The following is an 18068-nucleotide window of genomic DNA, read 5'->3' as shown; positions in this document are numbered from 1 at the left end:
AACGACGAGAAACGGGATTCCCATGGCCAGATTTTTTATTGACCGTCCAATTTTTGCCTGGGTGATTGCCATCATCATGATGATGGCCGGTGCCTTGGCCATTTACACCCTGCCCATTGAGCAGTACCCCACCGTTGCGCCTCCGCAAGTCTCCATTGCCGGTAACTACCCCGGCGCTTCGGCGAAAACCGTGGAAGATTCGGTCACCCAGGTGATCGAGCAACAAATGAACGGGATCGACAACCTGCTGTACATGAGCTCCAGCAGTGACTCTTTCGGTAATGCCGCAGTGAACCTGACGTTCGCCCCCGGCACCGACCCGGACATTGCGCAAGTACAAGTACAGAACAAGCTACAGCTGGCGACCCCCCTGCTGCCCCAGGAAGTGCAGCAACAAGGAATGCAGGTCACCAAATCCTCAGACTCTTTCCTGATGGTGGCGGGCTTTACCTCCGAAGATGGCAGCCTATCCCGTGCTGACCTAGCCGATTACGTGGCCTCCAATGTGCAGGACCCGGTCAGCCGGGTGCCCGGCGTGGGTCAGATCCAGCTGTTCGGCTCTCCCTATGCCATGCGCGTCTGGCTGGACCCGAACAAACTGAATAAATTTGATTTAACCCCCCAAGATGTTACCCAGACAATCGAGGTTCAAAATAATCAGGTAGCCAGCGGTCAATTGGGCGGCGCACCGGCCGTAGAAGGCCAGCAATTGAACGCCACCATCATCGCCCAGACCCGCCTGGAAGACGTGGATCAATTCGAGAATATCCTGCTGAAAGTAAACCCGGACGGCTCTCGAGTGTTCCTTAAAGACGTGGCCCGAGTCGAACTGGCAGCGCAGAACTACGACGTGCAGGGCCGTTATAACGGCCAGCCCGCCGCCGGCCTGGCCATCAGCCTAGCCACCGGCGCCAACGCCCTGGACACCGCAGAAGCACTGCGTGCCCGCCTAGCCGAACTGCAGCCCTACTTCCCTGATAAGATGGAAATGGTGTTTCCCTACGACACCACGCCCTTCGTCAGTATCTCCATCGAAGAAGTGGTACATACCCTGTTCGAAGCCATCATCTTGGTCTTCCTGGTCATGTATCTGTTCTTACAAAACTTCCGCGCCACCCTCATCCCCACACTAGCGGTGCCCGTGGTTCTGCTAGGCACCTTTGCGGTGCTGGCCGCCTTCGGCTTTTCCATCAATACCCTAACCATGTTTGGCATGGTGCTGGCCATCGGCCTACTGGTAGATGACGCCATCGTGGTGGTGGAAAACGTGGAACGGGTGATGCACGAGGAGGGCCTCCCGCCCAAAGAGGCTACCCGTAAATCCATGGGGCAGATTACGGGCGCGCTGGTGGGCATCGCCTTGGTACTGTCAGCCGTATTCGTTCCCATGGCCTTTTTCCCGGGCTCCACCGGAGCCATTTACCGCCAGTTCTCCATCACCATTGTGTCCGCCATGGTGCTGTCCGTGCTGGTGGCCTTGATCCTCACTCCGGCCCTGTGTGCCACCATGCTCAAGGCCAAGGACAGCGAGCACCAAACCGATCATGGCTTCTTCGGCTGGTTTAACCGCACCTTCGACAAGAGCAGCCGTCGTTATCAGGGCAGCGTGGAAAAAATCCTCGGCCGCCGGGGCCGCTACCTGTTTATCTATGTGGTGATCGTCGGTGTGCTCGGCTTCAGCTTCATGCGCCTTCCATCCAGCTTCCTGCCGGAAGAAGATCAGGGGATTTTGTTCACCCTAGTGACCCTGCCAGCGGGCTCAACCCAAGAGCAGACAGTCAAAGTGCTGGAAAAAATGGAGGACTATTATCTAAATGAAGAGGCCTCCGCTGTGGATGGCCTGTTCACGGTGGCCGGCTTCAGTTTCACCGGCCGCGGCCAGAACGCCGGCATGGCGTTCGTGAACCTGAAGGACTGGTCAGAACGGGATCTGTCCGTGGACGGCGCCGACAATGTGGTTGCCCGCGCCATGGGCTATTTCTCCACCATTCGCGAAGCGATGATGTTTGCACTGAATCCGCCATCGATTCCTGAACTGGGCAACGCCAGCGGGTTCGACTTCCAGCTGCTTGACCAGTCTGGTCAAGGGCACGAAGCGCTGATTCAGGCTCGTAACCAGATGCTCGGCATGGCCGCCCAAGATCCTCGACTGGCCGGGGTACGCCCCAATGGTTTGGAAGACAGCCCGCAGTACCAAATCGATATTGACCAGCAGAAAGCCAAAGCGCTAGGGCTGTCCATCAGCGACATTAACAGCACTCTGCAAATCGCCTGGGGCTCCAGCTACGTCAATAACTTTGTCGACCGGGGCCGGGTAAAACGAGTGTATGTGCAGGCCGATGCCCCCTACCGCATGCTACCGGAAAACGTCAACGACTGGTTTGTGCGTAATAACCAAGGGAAAATGGTGCCGTTCTCCACCTTTGCCACGGGCCACTGGACGTATGGTTCTCCCAAGCTAGAACGCTATAACGGTGTGTCGTCGGTGAACATCCAAGGCAACGCGGCACCCGGCTACAGTACAGGCGACGCCATGGATGCCATGGAAGAACTATCCGCTAAGCTGCCCGCCGGGTTCGGCTTCGAATGGACCGGAATGTCCTACCAGGAACGTCAGTCTGGTGACCAGGCCCCTGCGCTGTATGTCATCTCACTATTAGTAGTATTCCTCTGTCTGGCGGCCCTGTATGAAAGCTGGTCGATTCCATTCGCGGTAATGCTGGTGGTCCCTCTGGGCATTCTCGGTGCGGTACTGGCCGCTACCTTCCGTGACCTGAACAACGACGTCTTCTTCCAGGTGGGGCTGTTAACCACCATCGGCCTCTCGGCGAAAAACGCCATTCTGATTGCGGAATTCGCGCTGGAGCTGGAGCAAAAAGGCGAGCACTTGCTCAAGGCCACCCTAGAAGCCGTGCGCATGCGGCTGCGCCCGATCCTGATGACCTCACTGGCCTTCATGCTCGGGGTAACCCCACTGATGATCAGTACTGGTGCTGGTGCCGGTGCTCGTAACGCCATCGGTACCGGGGTATTCGGCGGAATGCTCACCGCCACCGTCCTCGCCATCTTCTTCATTCCGCTGTTCTACGTGGCGGTGCGCAAACTATCCGGCGTGCCCCTCGACGGCAAGAAGAAAGGCAAAGAATAAGTCCACGCGGAGTAATACTGATGACCCGTAACCCACTGACGCTCGCCCTTCTGGGCGGGCTGATGCTGGGTGGCTGCACCCTCGCCCCCAGCTATCAACAACCACTCTCTCCCGTCCCTGCGCAACTGGGCGAAGCCAACGGCAATAGTGCCAGCGAGCTAACCCTGCCCAGCTGGTCCAGCCTTTATCAGAGCGCGGAATTGCAACAGCTGATTCAAAGCGCATTGGATAACAACCGAGATCTGCGCATCGCCGTACTCGATGTGGCCGCCCTGCGCGCCCAGTACCAAATCCAGCGTGCAGACCTGTACCCAAACCTATCCGTGGACGCCAGCGGTTCCCGTCAGCGTCTGCCCTCAGACCTGTCCGGCACCGGCCATTCCACATTATCGGATCAATACGGTGTGCAAGTTGGCGTTACCGCCTGGGAACTGGATCTGTTTGGCCGGGTACGCAGCCTGAAAGATGCGTCGCTGGAAAAATATCTGGCCAGCGAAGAAGCCCAGCGCAGCACCCAACTGGCGCTGGTTGCCCAAGTGGCACAAAGCTACTTAACCCTGGTTAGTGATCGCCAAAACTTGGCAATCAGTCGCGAAACCGTGGTCGCACAGGAGGACTCTCTGGCATTGATTGAACGCCGATACGAGAGCGGTTTGGGATCCGAGCTGGATGTGCGCCAAGCACAAATTGCCTTGCAGGAAGCCCGCGCCAATCTGGCCAGCTTTGAACGCCAGGTGGATCAAGACTATAACGCCTTAGCCGTACTGGTCGGCGGGCCACTGCCCACCCTGAAATCGGTGAACTTGGACAACGATGCCTTGGCCCTCGTCGCACCAGTTCCGCAAGGCCTACCCTCAGCACTACTCACCCAGCGACCGGACGTACAACAAGCCGAGCATCAGCTGCGGGCCGCCAATGCCAATATTGGTGCCGCCCGAGCCGCCTTCTTCCCAAGCATTCAACTCACCGGCGCCTATGGCACCATGAGTAGCGAACTGTCCGGCCTGTTCGACAGCGGCTCCAAAGCTTGGTCATTCATCCCCAGTATTTCCCTACCCATTTTCTCCGGGGGCCGTAACAGGGCCAATCTGGATCTAGCCGAAGTTCGTCAAGATCAAGCCGTGGCCAGCTACGAGAAAGCCATACAAACCGCCTTTCAGGAAGTCGCTAATGCGCTGCAAGCCCGCGACACTCTGGCTCGCCAACAGCAGGCTCAACAGGCACTAGTCACCGCCACTGAGCAGTCCCTGACGTTGTCACAGCAACGCTACGAACAAGGCGCAGATGATTACCTTGCGGTGTTGGACGCCCAACGCACTCTGCTCTCGGCCCGCCAACAGCTAGTGACGCTAAAACTGCAGCAGTTGACCAACGAAACCGAGCTTTACCGCGCCTTGGGTGGTGGCTGGGATGCGCAACAGCCCACCCATGTGGCCAGCCGCTAACGCAGCTCAGAAGCAACCGTTGTGCCAGAAGATGACACCGCCATGTGACTAATCTGGCCAACAACGCAAGCTGATGGCGGCACCGTAGGCCGTCGCTGCTGCGGCAATTGCGCTGAATGATTAGCCGTTTTGACAACGCGCCCCTCGGGGCGCAAACCTAGGAGCAATAACGCGCAAAAAAACTATTCCTACGTCAACGTAAATGTCTTCGCCGAGGGTCAGCCGCGTGCTCAGCACACCGCATGAAGCCACCTCTACAGAGAGCAGCCCACATACAATCAGGCATCGGCATCGCCCCGGGAAAGTCTCTCAGCACGCAGAGCTTCACTCCTAGTCTCATGTTCATTTTCTGTTTCGCTGACGCTAGCACACCAACCGCATGCCCATTTTCCAGCTGCGGCCTCGCATCATCTTATCCACTTGCCGCACCACCTCTTTCAGGCGGGGCCCAAATTCCGCAGGGAAGAACCAACACCGTTTTTTAAAATTACATGCCACTATTGTAGTGTTGACCCTCCATACTCAATGGAAGACCAACAAAAGGACCTCTCCATGGACACGTTGCAGCAGTTCTACATTAACGGCCGTTGGGTCTCTCCCACAGAGGAAGCCACTACCCACGCCGTTATCAACCCTGCGAATGAAGAACAGATTGCCACCCTGCCATTGGCCCAAGCCGCGGATATTGATGCAGCCATCGCCGCCGCTCACCAAGCTTTCCCCTCTTGGTCCGCCCTGCCGCTGGAAAAGCGGCTGGGGTACATGGAAAAAATACTGGAAGCTTACCAGGCTCATCTACCCCAAATGGCGGAAGCGATTAGCCAGGAAATGGGCGCACCGATCACTTTGGCGAGCAAGGTACAGGCCCCTATGGGGCTTGCCCATCTGAAGACCGCCCTAGCCATAGCGCGGGAGTTCCCTTTCGAAGAAGCCGTCGGCCAGTCGCTAATTCGCCGTGAAGCCGCAGGAGTGTGCGCCTTGATTACACCGTGGAACTGGCCCATGAACCAGATCATGTGCAAGGTCGCTCCGGCCATGGCCGCAGGCTGCACCATGGTGCTCAAGCCCAGTGAATTTGCCCCGCTGTCAGCCAACCTGCTCACACAGATTATTGATGAAGCGGATCTCCCCGCCGGGGTTTTCAATATGGTCTATGGCGACGGTGCCGCCGTGGGGCCATTGCTATCCAGTGACCCTCGCATTGATGTGGTATCCCTTACCGGCTCCACCCGAGCGGGGGAATCCGTGAGCCGGGAAGCGGCCAGCACCATTAAACGCGTGTCTCTGGAGCTGGGCGGTAAGTCCGCCAATATCTTGCTGCCAGGCTGTGACCTAGAACAGGCCGTCACCCACGGGGTGCGGGCAATGATGGCCAACACAGGGCAGAGCTGTAATGCGCCATCACGGATGCTGGTACCGGAGGATCAACTAGCGCAAGCCGAACAGATTGCCGCTCAAGTCTGCGACGCCATAGTGGTTGGCGATCCCTCCGATGACGCGACCGTAATGGGTCCAATCGCCAACCGCCGTCAGTACCAACGGGTACAAACCATGATCGAGAAAGGCCAACAAGAAGGCGCCAAATTAGTAGCCGGCGGCACCGGTAAGCCCGAGGGTATCGACAAAGGCTACTTCGCCCGCCCCACCGTGTTCAGTGAAGTAAACAACCAGATGACCATTGCCCGAGAGGAAATCTTTGGTCCCGTGCTGGTGATGATTCCCTACGACACTCTCGAGAACGCCGTCGACATCGCCAACGATTCCGACTACGGCCTTTCCGGTTATGTGTTCGGGGACGATTCCCAAGCCCGACAGATCGCCGCTCGCCTGCGCACTGGCAATGTCCATATCAATGGAGCGGGCCCGGATATACAAGCCGCCTTCGGTGGCTACAAACAATCCGGGATTGGCCGGGAATGGGGCCGCTTCGGCTTTGAAGAGTTTCTGGAAACCAAATCCCTGTTCCTACCCAGCTAACGCCTTCGTCCTCAATGGACAATCAAAAACCTTGTTTTGTGCACTCGCAGAGGGGGTCCAATTGCACGCTCAGCGTGGCTGATTGGCCCTCTAGCCCCGACCCGGGCGCGAAAATGCCATTTACCTCACCTACTCTAACCCTGAACATTCATTACATTGAGTAATGTAACAGTATGAATTCAGCGGCGACTCTGCCGCCAGGGACAGGAGTACACCATGACAACAACAGCATCCACCACCATTGAGTCAGGCCAAGCGAAGGCCCAGAAAGTGCCGTTGGGCGCCACCGTGGATATTCCACCCCGTCGGCTCGACTTTGAATTTGATGACAAAACATCCGTTCGGTACTTCTACGATAACGACCCCTTTCTGAGCGCGTTCTGGTTGAGCATGTCCACCCTGTTCCCAAAAGGCGAAGCTTTCTTCGTAGATTCCGTGCGTCATTACCGTAAAGAAATTACCGACAGCACACTGAAAGCACAGGTGGCCGGATTTATTGGCCAAGAAGCCATGCACAGTAAAGAGCATGAAGCCTGGAACAATATGGGCATGAAATTCGGCTACCCCACGGACAAGCTGGACAAATCCCTGGGCAAACTGATCGGCCTGATGCAAAAACGTACCCCAAAAATTTTCCAGCTAGCCACCACGGTGTGCCTGGAACATTACACTGCCATCATCGCTGAACAGCTGCTACGTGAAGACGAGCATCAGAAAAAACTCATTGATGAAACCACGTTAAAACTGTGGTTATGGCATGCGCTGGAAGAAAACGAACACAAAACCGTGGCCTACGATGTCTATGAGAAAGTCAGCGGCAGCTACGCCATTCGTACTGGTGCTATGATCCCAACCACCGTCCTTTTCTTCACCGTAATGGCCGCCTTCCAGGCACGCATGTTGGCCTCAGACGGTCGCCTGTTTGATCTGAAAAGTAACTGGAAAGGCCTCACCTTTTTGTTCGGTCGCAAAGGGTTGTTCACCAAATTAACGCCCCAGTACCTAGATTTCTTTAAACGAGATTTCCACCCTTCCCAGCACGACACCGATGCGTTGCTGGAGGAATGGCGAGAAAAACTGTTTGGACCGAACGGCCTGCTCACCGAGCAACATGCCCAGGCAACCCAGCGCAAAGGTAAAGGTAAAAAAACGCACTAAAGAGCCGTTGAAAAGCGCCCTGTATGCTTACATAGCCTTCAGGGTACTCCGGCTGGCGCGCCGTCGTTTTTTGCACTTTAATCGACGGCAACCAACATGCCTTCAAAAGTGCCTGCACTATGCCCCAAATGGGGCATAGCTTGCTAACCAGCCTAAAAGAAGGCGCATACACGCCGAAAGCCCCCCCCGTTAACCTTCAAACAAGCCCACAAGCCGAACCCAAAACGGCAAATCAAAACGCGGATACACCACCATCCACAGCAAGGGCCTGGCCACTCATATAGCTGTTGGCCGGCGACAGCAGCATGAGCATGGCTGCAACAATCTCAGAGGGCTGTCCCAGTCGCTTCATTGGGCAACCGGAGGCAAGCATGGCATGCACCTGTTCCCTGTTTTTTGCTAGCTCACCTTCATCCAGCATCGGTGTATGAGTATAAAACGGGCAGATCGCATTCACGCGAATGTTGCGCTTGGCATATTCCACTGCTGCTGTGCGTGTGAGCCCAATCACCGCATGCTTGGCCGCCGAGTAGGCCCCTATTTTAGGCGCACCACCTAACCCCGCCATGGAACTCACGTTGACGATACTGCCGCCGCCCACCTTCATGGCATCGATTTGGTGCTTCATGCCGAACATCACGCCTTTAACGTTCACGTTCATCTGCTGATCCAGCACTTCTTCGCTCAATTGCGTAAACGGAATAAAACCGTGGGCAATACCCGCATTGTTCACAGCCAAGTCCAGGTGACCGAACTGAGACAGCGCCGCATCCACCATGGCTTTACAATCCGCCTCACTGGACACGTCACAGCGCAGTGCGGCAACTTTAACGCCCTGCTCAGCCAGTGTGTCTGCCAACGGGTTAAGGGCATCCATATTGATATCGCCCAATACCAGCGCGGCACCGCGCTTACCCAGTTCTTGTGCCAGTAATTTGCCAAAACCGCTGGCCGCACCGGTGATCAACGCCGTCTTGCCGGTAAAATCGAGAATTGGATCCATTACTTCCTCCTGCACCGAAAGCGGTAAAACAACACTCTTGACCCGCCTTGGGCATCCATCTGCTTACAAAAAGCCGCTGTAGGCCTTCCCTTATCTGGGCACAAACGAAGGCAGCAAAACGGAAAACAGGCAGATACACTAAAAATCTACCTAGCCTCACCGCACCGAGAGCACCGGAGCACCCTACCCGCGTTTTGCCCCCTAAAAGCGAAGACCTATAACGGTTTGATAGCAACGTGAGTGTTAAATCGTAAAGCCGCCATCAACCACAACACACTCACCTGTCACGAAGCTGGCAGCATCAGAGACTAGATAAAGGACCGTGCCGGCCATTTCTTTGGGTTCCGCGTGACGACGCATGGGGATTTGGCTCAGGGCCTGTTTATAGATATCTTCGTTGGCAAACAGGGCACCGGCGAACTTGGTTTTAGTCAGCCCCGGCAGCAACGCATTCACTCGCACGTTGAATTGCGCACACTCTTTGGCAAACGCCTTGGTCATGCTGATCACGGCAGCTTTAGAAATGGAATACACCCCCTGGCCTTCGCCCGGAGTCAGACCATTCACCGAAGCAGTATTGACGATAGCGCCACCGCCGTTTTCGCGCATCAACTTGCCCCCTTCCACGGACATGTAAAAGTAACCACGTAAGTTCACATCCACGGTCTTATCGAAGGCGTCCACCGGGGTATCAAGAATATTCCCGAAAAATGGATTAGCCGCGGCATTGTTTACCAAAATATCGAGTTTTCCGTGCACCTTACGGATATGGGAAAACACCGCTTCAATTTGCGCCAGCTCGCCCACATGACAAGCAAAAGCTTCTGCGCTGCCACCGTCTGCCTTAATGGCATCGGCAACGACCTGACAGCCATCAATCTTACGGCTGGACACAATCACATGGGCGCCCTGCTCTGCCAACAGGCGGGCAATTTCTTCGCCAATACCCCGGCTCGCGCCGGTCACCAGAGCAACCTTGCCCTCAAGATTAAAAAGATCGGTACCCATTATTTCTCTCCCGAAAAAAGGCCATAAGCCGCAAGCCCCATAGCCTGCGGCTATTCGAAAGCACAATAGCCACATTGCCGCCCGGCTTTCCTTTTCGCTTGCAGCTTGCCGTGGCTTTATGCCCCTTCATTAATAATTTGCATGGCCATGGAGGCCAGTGGCTCGACCAGAGCACCTACTTGAGAGGCCTGCTTGCTGGAGGCATTACCGTCTTGAGCCCTTTTCGCGACTCCCTGGCAAATGGCCGCAAGGCGGAAAAAACTGAATGCCAGATAAAATTCCCAATTGTCGATATGGGCAATACCACGGCGCTCGCAATACATGGCCACGTATTCTTTTTCAGTAGGAATACCCAACGCAGTACGGTCTTTGCCTTGCAGACCGGCCATCTTGGCGCCTCGTTGAGGCATTCGCATACCCATACACTGATACGCCAGATCCGCCAGTGGATGGCCCAAGGTGGATAACTCCCAATCCAGCACCGCCATGACTTGCGGCTTTTGCGGGTGCCACATCAAGTTGTCCAAGCGGTAATCACCGTGCACCAGTGACACTTGGCCGTCATCCTCTGGTTGATGGGTCTGTAACCAGGCGATCAGCGAATCCATGGCCGCAATTTCCTGCAATTTGGACGCGTCGTACTGCTGGGTCCAGCGGTCGAGTTGACGTTCAAAATAACTGCCCGGCTTACCGTAATCAGTCAGGCCGACGGCCTCCAGGTCCACACTGTGAATGGCCGCCAGCACCCGGTTCATTTGCGAGTACATCTCGCGGCGTGCCGCATTTGCGGCATCGCCCTCTCCCGCCTCGGGAAGCGCCGCATCCCAGAGAATGCGTCCTTCGCAAAACTCCATCACATAGAACATGGAGCCGATAACATCACGGTCTTCGCACAGGTGCAGCACATTGGGCACCGGTACATCGGTGTCTTTCAACGCGGCCATAACACGGAATTCGCGATCCACCGCATGGGCGGATTTGAGCAGTTTGCCCGGCGGCTGACGGCGCAGCACATAGGAGCCAGAGGCGGCCGTAATCTTGAAGGTAGGGTTGGACTGCCCCCCCTCGAATTTCTCCGCTTCAATGGGACCCTTGAAGCCCTCGATATGCTGCTCAAAATACTCAGCCAGTTTCTGTGTATCTATCTGGGACATGGAGCCCTCCTACTGTTCTTCTTTTTTCTGCTGCGCAAAAAGCAACACCCAGAACGCGATTGACGCTGCGGGCCACACCTGAAATCAGGCGAATTGTTTAGCCATGTTCCGGCCCAACTGCATCATGTGCACCTGATCCGGGCCATCGGCCAGACGCAGCGTGCGCGCGTAGCTAAAGAAGTGAACCAACGGCGTATCCTGGCTCAAGCCCACGGCACCGTGGATCTGAATCGCCCGGTCGATAACATTTAACGCCATATTAGGCGCAACCACCTTGATCATAGCGATCAAATCCTTCGCGTCTTTGTTACCTGAGCGATCCATGGCGTCTGCGGCTTTCAGCGTCAGCAACCGTGCCTGCTCAATCTCGCAGTAAGATTTGGCGATATCTTCGCGCACCGAGCCCTGCTTGCTCATGGGCGCACCGAACACTTCACGCTGGTTTACCCGCTTGCACATCATCTCAAACGCCTCCTGAGCCGCGCCGATCATACGCATGCAGTGGTGAATCCGGCCCGGACCCAGGCGCCCCTGAGCGATTTCGAAACCCCGCCCTTCACCGAGAATTATATTGGCCTTGGGCACACGCACATTGTCGAAAATAACGTCGGCATGGCCTTCGGGTGCATCGTTGTAACCAAATACCTGCATCGGGCGAACAATGTTGACCCCGGGGGTATTGGTAGGCACCAAAATCTGGGATTGCTGCTGGTGGCGGTTGGGGTTATCCGGGCTGCTCTTGCCCATGACAATCATAATTTCGCAGGTTTTTCGCATGGCGCCGCTGATATAAAACTTACGGCCGTTGATGATGTAATCGTCGCCATCTTCCGTTATACGCGTTTCGATATTAGTCGCGTCAGAGGACGCCACTTGCGGCTCGGTCATGGCGAAGGCACTACGAATACGGCCTTCCAACAACGGCAACAACCACTGTTCTTTCTGAGCATCGTTGCCGTATTTTGCCAGCACCTCCATATTGCCAGTATCCGGAGCAGCACAGTTAAACGCTTCGGATGCAATACGACAGCGCCCCATTTCTTCTGCCAGCGGCGCATACTCCAGGTTACTTAAGCCTGCGCTGTACTCTGCGTACTCTGTAGGCAAAAACAGGTTCCATAACCCTTTAGCTCGGGCCTTTTCTTTCAGTTCATCCATGATCGGCGGCGTTTCCCACGGGCTCTTTGCCAGCTGCTCGTAATACACGTTTTCCGCCGGGCGGATTTCGTTGTTAATAAAATCACGCACCTGAGTGATCAATGTCTGCATTTTTTCTGTGTACTGAAAATCCATGACGCTCTCCCTATTACCCGTTTGCTCCTGCAGTCTCGTGGCTGCGTTAAATGCGATGCAGCGCGTACAAGGTTGGAGCACAAAGCACGAAAATTAGTAGTAAGTGATCGCGTCGAAACGGTCAGGGCGATCTAGATGCGGCACGTTATTAAAACTAGCCATACGCACCACCTTTTGATTAAAAAAACCGTGGCTCACACTACTGTTACGAATCTGCAGATTCAGCTCCACTACGGCCTCGTCCGACGCGCCAAGAATATGTTTGATGAACATGGCCATGGCACCACCAGAGCTGACAATCAGCAACCGGTCCTTATCGTTGTACTGCTGCTGGATGTGATCGCGGGCGGCAGCAACCCGGTCAGAGAAGCCCTGCCAGCTTTCCGGCAGATCGCCGGTCAGCGTATCCATTCGCCAGTGTTTCATGGCCGTTTTCAAGGCCTTGTAAAAGGCCGCCACCGGAGCACCTTCGCTAGGCACCTGGTCCGGGTGCTGAGCCAGGTAGGCATTCACCAGTGACTGGAAATCGAATTCGTTAAGGCCGGACTGAATGTCTTCGGGTAAGGCCACACCCAGGCCTTCACAAATACCGGCTCCCGTTTCCCGATGCCGTACCAGATCACCGCACACAAGGGCATCAAAGCCCATATCCCGTTCGGCAAAATACTCACCCAGCCAGCGAGCTTGCTGGTGACCCAGTTCGGAAAGGCGATCGTAATTATCGGTACCGAACGATGCTTGCCCGTGGCGGACAAGGTAAAACTGGGCCATGCGTGTATCCTCGGCTCAAAATAATATTCAACCAGATTAGATTAGCGCCATTAGTTAGTGAAATTGATATTCTTCATCCCTGTGAATAAACACCATTCATTATGGCGCCTCCCTTCAAGACACAGAGGCTGCAATTTTGAAGTTCTATGTCCTGTTATCGAAAGTGCCACAATATTTTGGGGCCAGCCTCGAAGAGCAGAACGGCGGGGTAACCAAGCCCAGAGGAGATGAGCTTGTTTAGGAGAGGCAGCGCGCCAGCTGCCGGTTAAAGCGCCTTCGCACTCAATGGTTGCTTCATCACGCTTTGTCGTGCCACCAGCAACGCTCTTTCCTTAACGCTTACCCTCTCCCAGCACCACTATGAATAGGGTTTCGCACTGATTACCAGGGGCCGACAAGCCGGTTAACGGGTCACGCTGCTCAGCGGTAGTGTGTTATGCAAGCCCATCAGAATCGCTCTCACCGGCCACCCTAGGCTATTGTTTATTAAAAATTTCTTCCTAAAAAACCGCTTGCTTCTAATGTTTAAAATAGCGTCAGAGATACACCATTGGCCACACAGCAAGCCATGACATATTTTTCGCCCTTAATGGCGCCTTTCATCCTTTACGACTGATTAGGTCACCCACATACTCCTTCTTCTAAAAGACATTTTGGAGAGTGGATCTCGGCTGCTACTTACCGGGCCACCAACGGGAAAGCACTATGAGCAAACAGCAAACCACCCTTGAAGAGCTGCAGGCGAACATTGGCAAAAGCGTTGGCACATCCCAGTGGCGTACCGTCGACCAGCAACGCATCGATGGCTTCGCTGAACTCACCGAAGACCCGCAATGGATCCATACCGACCCGGAGCGCGCCGCCAAGGAAAGCCCCTTTGGTGCCACCATTGCCCATGGCTTTCTGTCTCTGTCAATGCTATCGGCCATGGCTATGGACGTACTGCCTACCATCAAGGGGCAAGTCATGGGCATCAACTATGGCTTCGACAAGGTCCGCTTCATGAACCCGGTCCGCGAAGGAAGTAAGATTCGAGGATCCTTCACTCTGCTGGAAGTGAAGCAGCGCTCCGACCAAGAATGGCAGCTGCGCCACGGTGTCAAAGTTGAAATTGAAGGTCAGGAAAAGCCTGCCTTGATGGCGCAGTGGTTAAGCCTGGCGGTAGTAGTACCGAGTTAAACGTTCAACGTTTAAATCGCAAGAGAACGCGCTATTAAGCTGAAACATTCCGCACATTAGTGCCTGTTTCACGGCGTGACAGCCCGTCACTCGACAATGCCGTTACTTGCGTTTCAACTTTGAATTTTGCACTTTTCAACTCAAAAAATTTAGAGAGATAACCCATGACAATCCGTTTTGATAATCAGGTGGCCATCGTCACCGGCGCGGGCAATGGCCTGGGCAAATCCCACGCGTTGGAACTGGCTAAACTCGGCGCCAAAGTGGTAGTGAATGATTTCGGGGGCGCTCGCGATGGTAGCGGTGGTTCCAGTGAAGCCGCCGAGCAAGTGGTTGCAGAAATCAAGGCTGCCGGTGGTGACGCTATTGCCAACGGTGCAGACGTTTCCGACATGGCTCAGGTCGAAGCCATGGTAAAACAGGTGATGGATACCTGGGGTCGCATTGATGTGCTCATCAACAACGCGGGCATCCTTCGCGACAAGAGCTTCGTCAAGATGACCCAGGACGACTGGGATAAAGTCGTGGCGGTTCACCTCACCGGCTCAGAAATCTGCAGCAAGGCCGTTTGGCCGATCATGCGCGAACAGGGCTATGGCCGCATCGTCATGACCTCCTCTGCCTCCGGCCTGTATGGTAACTTCGGGCAGGCCAACTACAGCTCCGCCAAGCTGGCAGTGGTCGGGCTGATGAACACCCTGTCTTTGGAAGGTGAAAAGTACAACATCAAGATAAACTGCATTGCTCCTACCGCCGCCACTCGCATGACTGAAGACCTGATGCCGCCTAAAGTGCTGGCCATGCTGGAGCCAAAGGAAATCACCCCGGCGGTGCTGTTCCTGGCAAGCAACGAAGCCCCTACCCATCGCATCCTGCTGGCTGGCGCTGGTTGCTACGCCATGGTACGTATAATGGAAAGCGAAGGCGTTTACCTGAATGACGAAGAGCGCAATGCGGATGGTATTGCCGCCCACTTTGAACAAATCGGCAATATGGATAACGCGAGCGAAATAATGACCGGTGGCGACCACGTAACCAAAATTCTAACCATGGTCGCCAAAGCCAAGGGCATCAAGCTGGGCTGAATCAAACGCCACTCAGTATTACCGAGTGGGAGGCGAGGACAACCGCCTCCCACTCAACCCTGGCGGGACTACAGCGCAGCAATTACTGTGGGCCCGCAAACCATGCCATATAAAAAATAGTCAGCGGCTATCGTGCAACATGGGCCTAGCCTCTTGCACCTCTCTCAAGCTACCGCTACTCTTTAGCCTTAAATGAAGCACATTCAAGAGACATAACTATGCACGCAGCACAGTTCAACACACGCACCCTGACTGGCCTGATGGCCGGTATGGCGGTGTCTGCTGCGTCATATTACGGGTATTGGTTTAGCCGCTCGCGCGCCTGATTGATACTCAGGCGCGCCCGCTAGCTAAGGGACGCCTGCCGAACACATCCAACCCCGGCCGGTAACCCGCCCGGGGTTTTTTATTGGCTGATATACAGCCGCAAACAACAGACAGCACCAAGAGGCCAGTAGCATGTATCGCTATCAACCGAACGATCTGACAACCCGATTTAGCCGCTGGCCTAACCTGCACAGCACAGAACAGCGATCGACGAATCACGCGCGACGATAACGCGCCGCCGCAATAAGGGAACACCATGCAACAGGTAAGCACACAACATATCGAAAACGCCGCCAGCCTAATCCAAGAGCGCCAGGCGACCCCACGCCGCAGCCAGCCGCTGCCCTCCCCTGCGGTACTGCGTGAGCGCTTGCCGGTGAATACCGCACTCGCCGCACACATTGAGCAGCACCGTCAGACGATTCGCAATATTCTCAATGGCAAAGATTCACGTCTGCTGGTAATCACCGGGCCATGCTCACTTCACGACCCTAAGTCCGCCTTGGAATACGGGCACCGTCTAGCAGAACTCGCGGCTCAGCTGGACGACAAAGTCTTCATTGTGATGCGAGCCTACGTGGAAAAGCCCCGCACCACTGTGGGCTGGAAAGGCATGCTCTACGACCCACATCTAGATGGCAGCAATGATATCGCCACTGGCCTGAATGTGTCCCGCCACCTGTTGCTGGACTTAGCCCGGTTAGGCCTGCCGCTTGCCACCGAGCTGCTGCACCCCATGGCTGCAGATTACCTAGGCGACCTGCTTAGTTGGGCCGCCATCGGGGCACGCACCACAGAATCCCAGATCCACCGGGAAATGGTCAGCGGCCTGGCTCTGCCTGTGGGTTTCAAGAATGGCACTGACGGCAGCATTGACGTGGCCTGTGATGCCATGGGCGCGGCGATCCATCCTCACACCCACTTAGGCATGGATGAACACGGCCACAGCGCGCTGCTACAAACCGCCGGCAATCTGGATACCCATTTGGTGTTGCGTGGCGGCCACGACGGGCCCAACTACGATGCCAACAACGTGCAGCGCGCTACTGCCGCCCTCAAGAACAAAGGTTGTAACCCACGCCTGATCGTGGACTGCAGCCATGCCAACAGCGGTAAAGACCCGTTACGCCAGCCTGCTGTGCTACAAAATTTGCTGCAACAACGAGCTCAAGGACAAACCGCCATCGCCGGAATCATGCTGGAAAGCCATCTCCACGACGGTAAACAAGGCCAAGGGAAACCGCTTCAGCATGGCCTGTCCATCACTGATGGCTGCCTAGGCTGGGACAAGACCCGCGCCGCACTCTGCGCGATTGAATAACACCAAACACCGGGCCTCCTGCCATTGCAGGAGAGGCCTGGCAGTCACTGGCCATGCAACACGCTAGCGACCATGCTAATTTGAAAATACATTTTCACCTATACACCAAGGAAGCCCCATGCTCAGTAATTTGACCCTCGACCAACTGATCACAGCCTTCGTGCTGTTTCTTACTGTCATCGCCACCGTGGCGTTCATCGTCTACCTGAAAAATCGTTCAGGTAACGAATAAGCTCAGGGTCACGAATACAGCAGTGACCCCGTCCCCATCTTGATCACGTTACCGCCAATGCGGCAGCGCACCTCTTTGCCCGGGCGCTTATCGAATTCTGCATGGAGAATGCTTTTACGGGTTTCATGGCTACCTCGATCCACAGACAGGGTATGGGTACCGGGCGCCGTCTCGCCCTGTTCTGCCAGGTAGGCAATAAACTCCGGCATCACCGCACCAATCGGCGGAAACGCATCACGGGGCAGCGAGGGGTTTAGCAACCGACCATGAAATTCCGTAAACCCGGTAATGGTTCCCGGAGCGAATAGAAAAAGCTCCGAGGTATAAACACCACCGAACAGATCCGACCAGCGATCCGGGTTAAGGCTCGCCGCCAGTACGTGTTCCGGTTTAGTAAAGGGCACGATCAGCGTGGGCTTGTCCACACTCACCACCATCGGCTTGTACTTACTGAACGAAATATGTTTTTCGTCAATGTTCAGCGCCGCCGCCAAACGAGGAACTTCTGGAGTGTAGCGGTCGATTGTCGGATTCAGCACTCGCGCAAACTGAATCGCCCCCGGCGAGCTATCGCCCTTATCAATAAAACTCTCAATCAACTGCTCATTTTGTTTCAGCAGAAACGATGCAAATTCCCCTTCATCTTTTGTCAGCCCCATTTCATAAGCGACATAAGACGCTGCCAGAATGGTGTGGGCACCGAATAGTTGTTTACCCTTACTATTAAACACCGTCACCGGCGAAGCATCATTTCCCGGCTCGATAAACACGGTTTCAGTTTGCTGAAACTCACCGGCAATAGCCGTTTTACTGGCATCACTACTGTTGGCCGAATCCAACATCACCACTGGCACCTGAGTGCCCTGAAATGGTGCGCCAGCAAATACATCAAGCAATGAATAATTGAGAGCCATCATCCTCACCTTTTTATGATTTTCTCACTTGACTATGCAGCAAGGAAAAAAGA

General features: G+C 55.1%; 13 protein-coding genes. 7 read left to right on the top strand and 6 right to left on the bottom strand.

The genetic code is table 11. From position 1 onward, the window contains the following. Positions 1-22: 22 nt before the first annotated feature. The 4 genes from ABO_RS04985 to ABO_RS04970 all read left to right on the top strand — a co-directional run bounded on the left by ABO_RS04985 (position 23) and on the right by ABO_RS04970 (position 7728). Positions 23-3148 carry an efflux RND transporter permease subunit gene (locus ABO_RS04985; RefSeq protein WP_011588248.1) on the top strand — a complete coding sequence of 1042 codons (3126 nt, stop codon included), beginning with the start codon at positions 23-25 and terminating at the stop codon, positions 3146-3148. A gap of 20 nt (positions 3149-3168) precedes the next feature. Beyond that, the gene (locus ABO_RS04980; protein WP_011588247.1) at positions 3169-4593 is read left to right on the top strand and encodes an efflux transporter outer membrane subunit; all 1425 of its coding nucleotides are present in this window, start codon (positions 3169-3171) and stop codon (positions 4591-4593) included. Positions 4594-5145: 552 nt separating this feature from the next. After that, complete coding sequence (locus ABO_RS04975; protein ID WP_011588246.1) at positions 5146-6570, top strand: aldehyde dehydrogenase family protein; 1425 nt, start codon at positions 5146-5148, stop codon at positions 6568-6570. Positions 6571-6786: 216 nt separating this feature from the next. Further along, entirely contained in the window at positions 6787-7728 is a 942-nt protein-coding gene (locus ABO_RS04970) for a metal-dependent hydrolase (protein ID WP_011588245.1), read from the top strand. Between the two features lie 232 nt (positions 7729-7960). Here the strand turns inward: ABO_RS04970 and ABO_RS04965 are convergent, their stop codons facing one another. From ABO_RS04965 to ABO_RS04945, 5 genes are all read right to left on the bottom strand, one after another. Next, positions 7961-8731 carry an SDR family NAD(P)-dependent oxidoreductase gene (locus ABO_RS04965; protein WP_011588244.1) on the bottom strand — a complete coding sequence of 257 codons (771 nt, stop codon included), beginning with the start codon at positions 8729-8731 and terminating at the stop codon, positions 7961-7963. A 243-nt stretch (positions 8732-8974) separates the two neighbouring features. Next, the gene (locus ABO_RS04960; RefSeq protein WP_011588243.1) at positions 8975-9739 is read right to left on the bottom strand and encodes an SDR family oxidoreductase; all 765 of its coding nucleotides are present in this window, start codon (positions 9737-9739) and stop codon (positions 8975-8977) included. A 116-nt stretch (positions 9740-9855) separates the two neighbouring features. Continuing rightward, positions 9856-10893: a phosphotransferase family protein gene (locus ABO_RS04955; protein ID WP_011588242.1), complete on the bottom strand. Its 1038-nt coding sequence runs from the start codon at positions 10891-10893 to the stop codon at positions 9856-9858. An 84-nt stretch (positions 10894-10977) separates the two neighbouring features. Then, positions 10978-12186, bottom strand: coding sequence for an acyl-CoA dehydrogenase family protein (locus tag ABO_RS04950; protein WP_011588241.1), 1209 nt, complete (start codon positions 12184-12186; stop codon positions 10978-10980). A 93-nt stretch (positions 12187-12279) separates the two neighbouring features. After that, positions 12280-12957, bottom strand: a complete 678-nt coding sequence (locus ABO_RS04945) for a histidine phosphatase family protein (protein ID WP_011588240.1) — start codon at positions 12955-12957, stop codon at positions 12280-12282. A 705-nt stretch (positions 12958-13662) separates the two neighbouring features. On the opposite strand from ABO_RS04945, the gene ABO_RS04940 reads away from it, so the two are divergent. From ABO_RS04940 to ABO_RS04930, 3 genes are all read left to right on the top strand, one after another. After that, positions 13663-14136 carry a MaoC family dehydratase gene (locus ABO_RS04940; protein ID WP_011588239.1) on the top strand — a complete coding sequence of 158 codons (474 nt, stop codon included), beginning with the start codon at positions 13663-13665 and terminating at the stop codon, positions 14134-14136. Positions 14137-14300: 164 nt separating this feature from the next. Further along, the gene (locus tag ABO_RS04935; RefSeq protein WP_011588238.1) at positions 14301-15221 is read left to right on the top strand and encodes an SDR family oxidoreductase; all 921 of its coding nucleotides are present in this window, start codon (positions 14301-14303) and stop codon (positions 15219-15221) included. Positions 15222-15804: 583 nt separating this feature from the next. Further along, entirely contained in the window at positions 15805-16869 is a 1065-nt protein-coding gene (locus tag ABO_RS04930; protein WP_011588237.1) for a 3-deoxy-7-phosphoheptulonate synthase, read from the top strand. A 240-nt stretch (positions 16870-17109) separates the two neighbouring features. On the opposite strand, the gene ABO_RS04925 is transcribed toward ABO_RS04930, so the two are convergent. Next, entirely contained in the window at positions 17110-18015 is a 906-nt protein-coding gene (locus ABO_RS04925) for a PhzF family phenazine biosynthesis protein (RefSeq protein ID WP_231483333.1), read from the bottom strand. Positions 18016-18068 lie beyond the last annotated feature (53 nt).

This window comes from Alcanivorax borkumensis SK2 (genome assembly GCF_000009365.1).
In the GTDB taxonomy this organism is placed as follows: Bacteria; Pseudomonadota; Gammaproteobacteria; order Pseudomonadales; family Alcanivoracaceae; genus Alcanivorax; species Alcanivorax borkumensis.
Note: the sequence above shows the minus strand (reverse complement) of the source record. Positions and strands in the feature narration are given on the sequence as shown.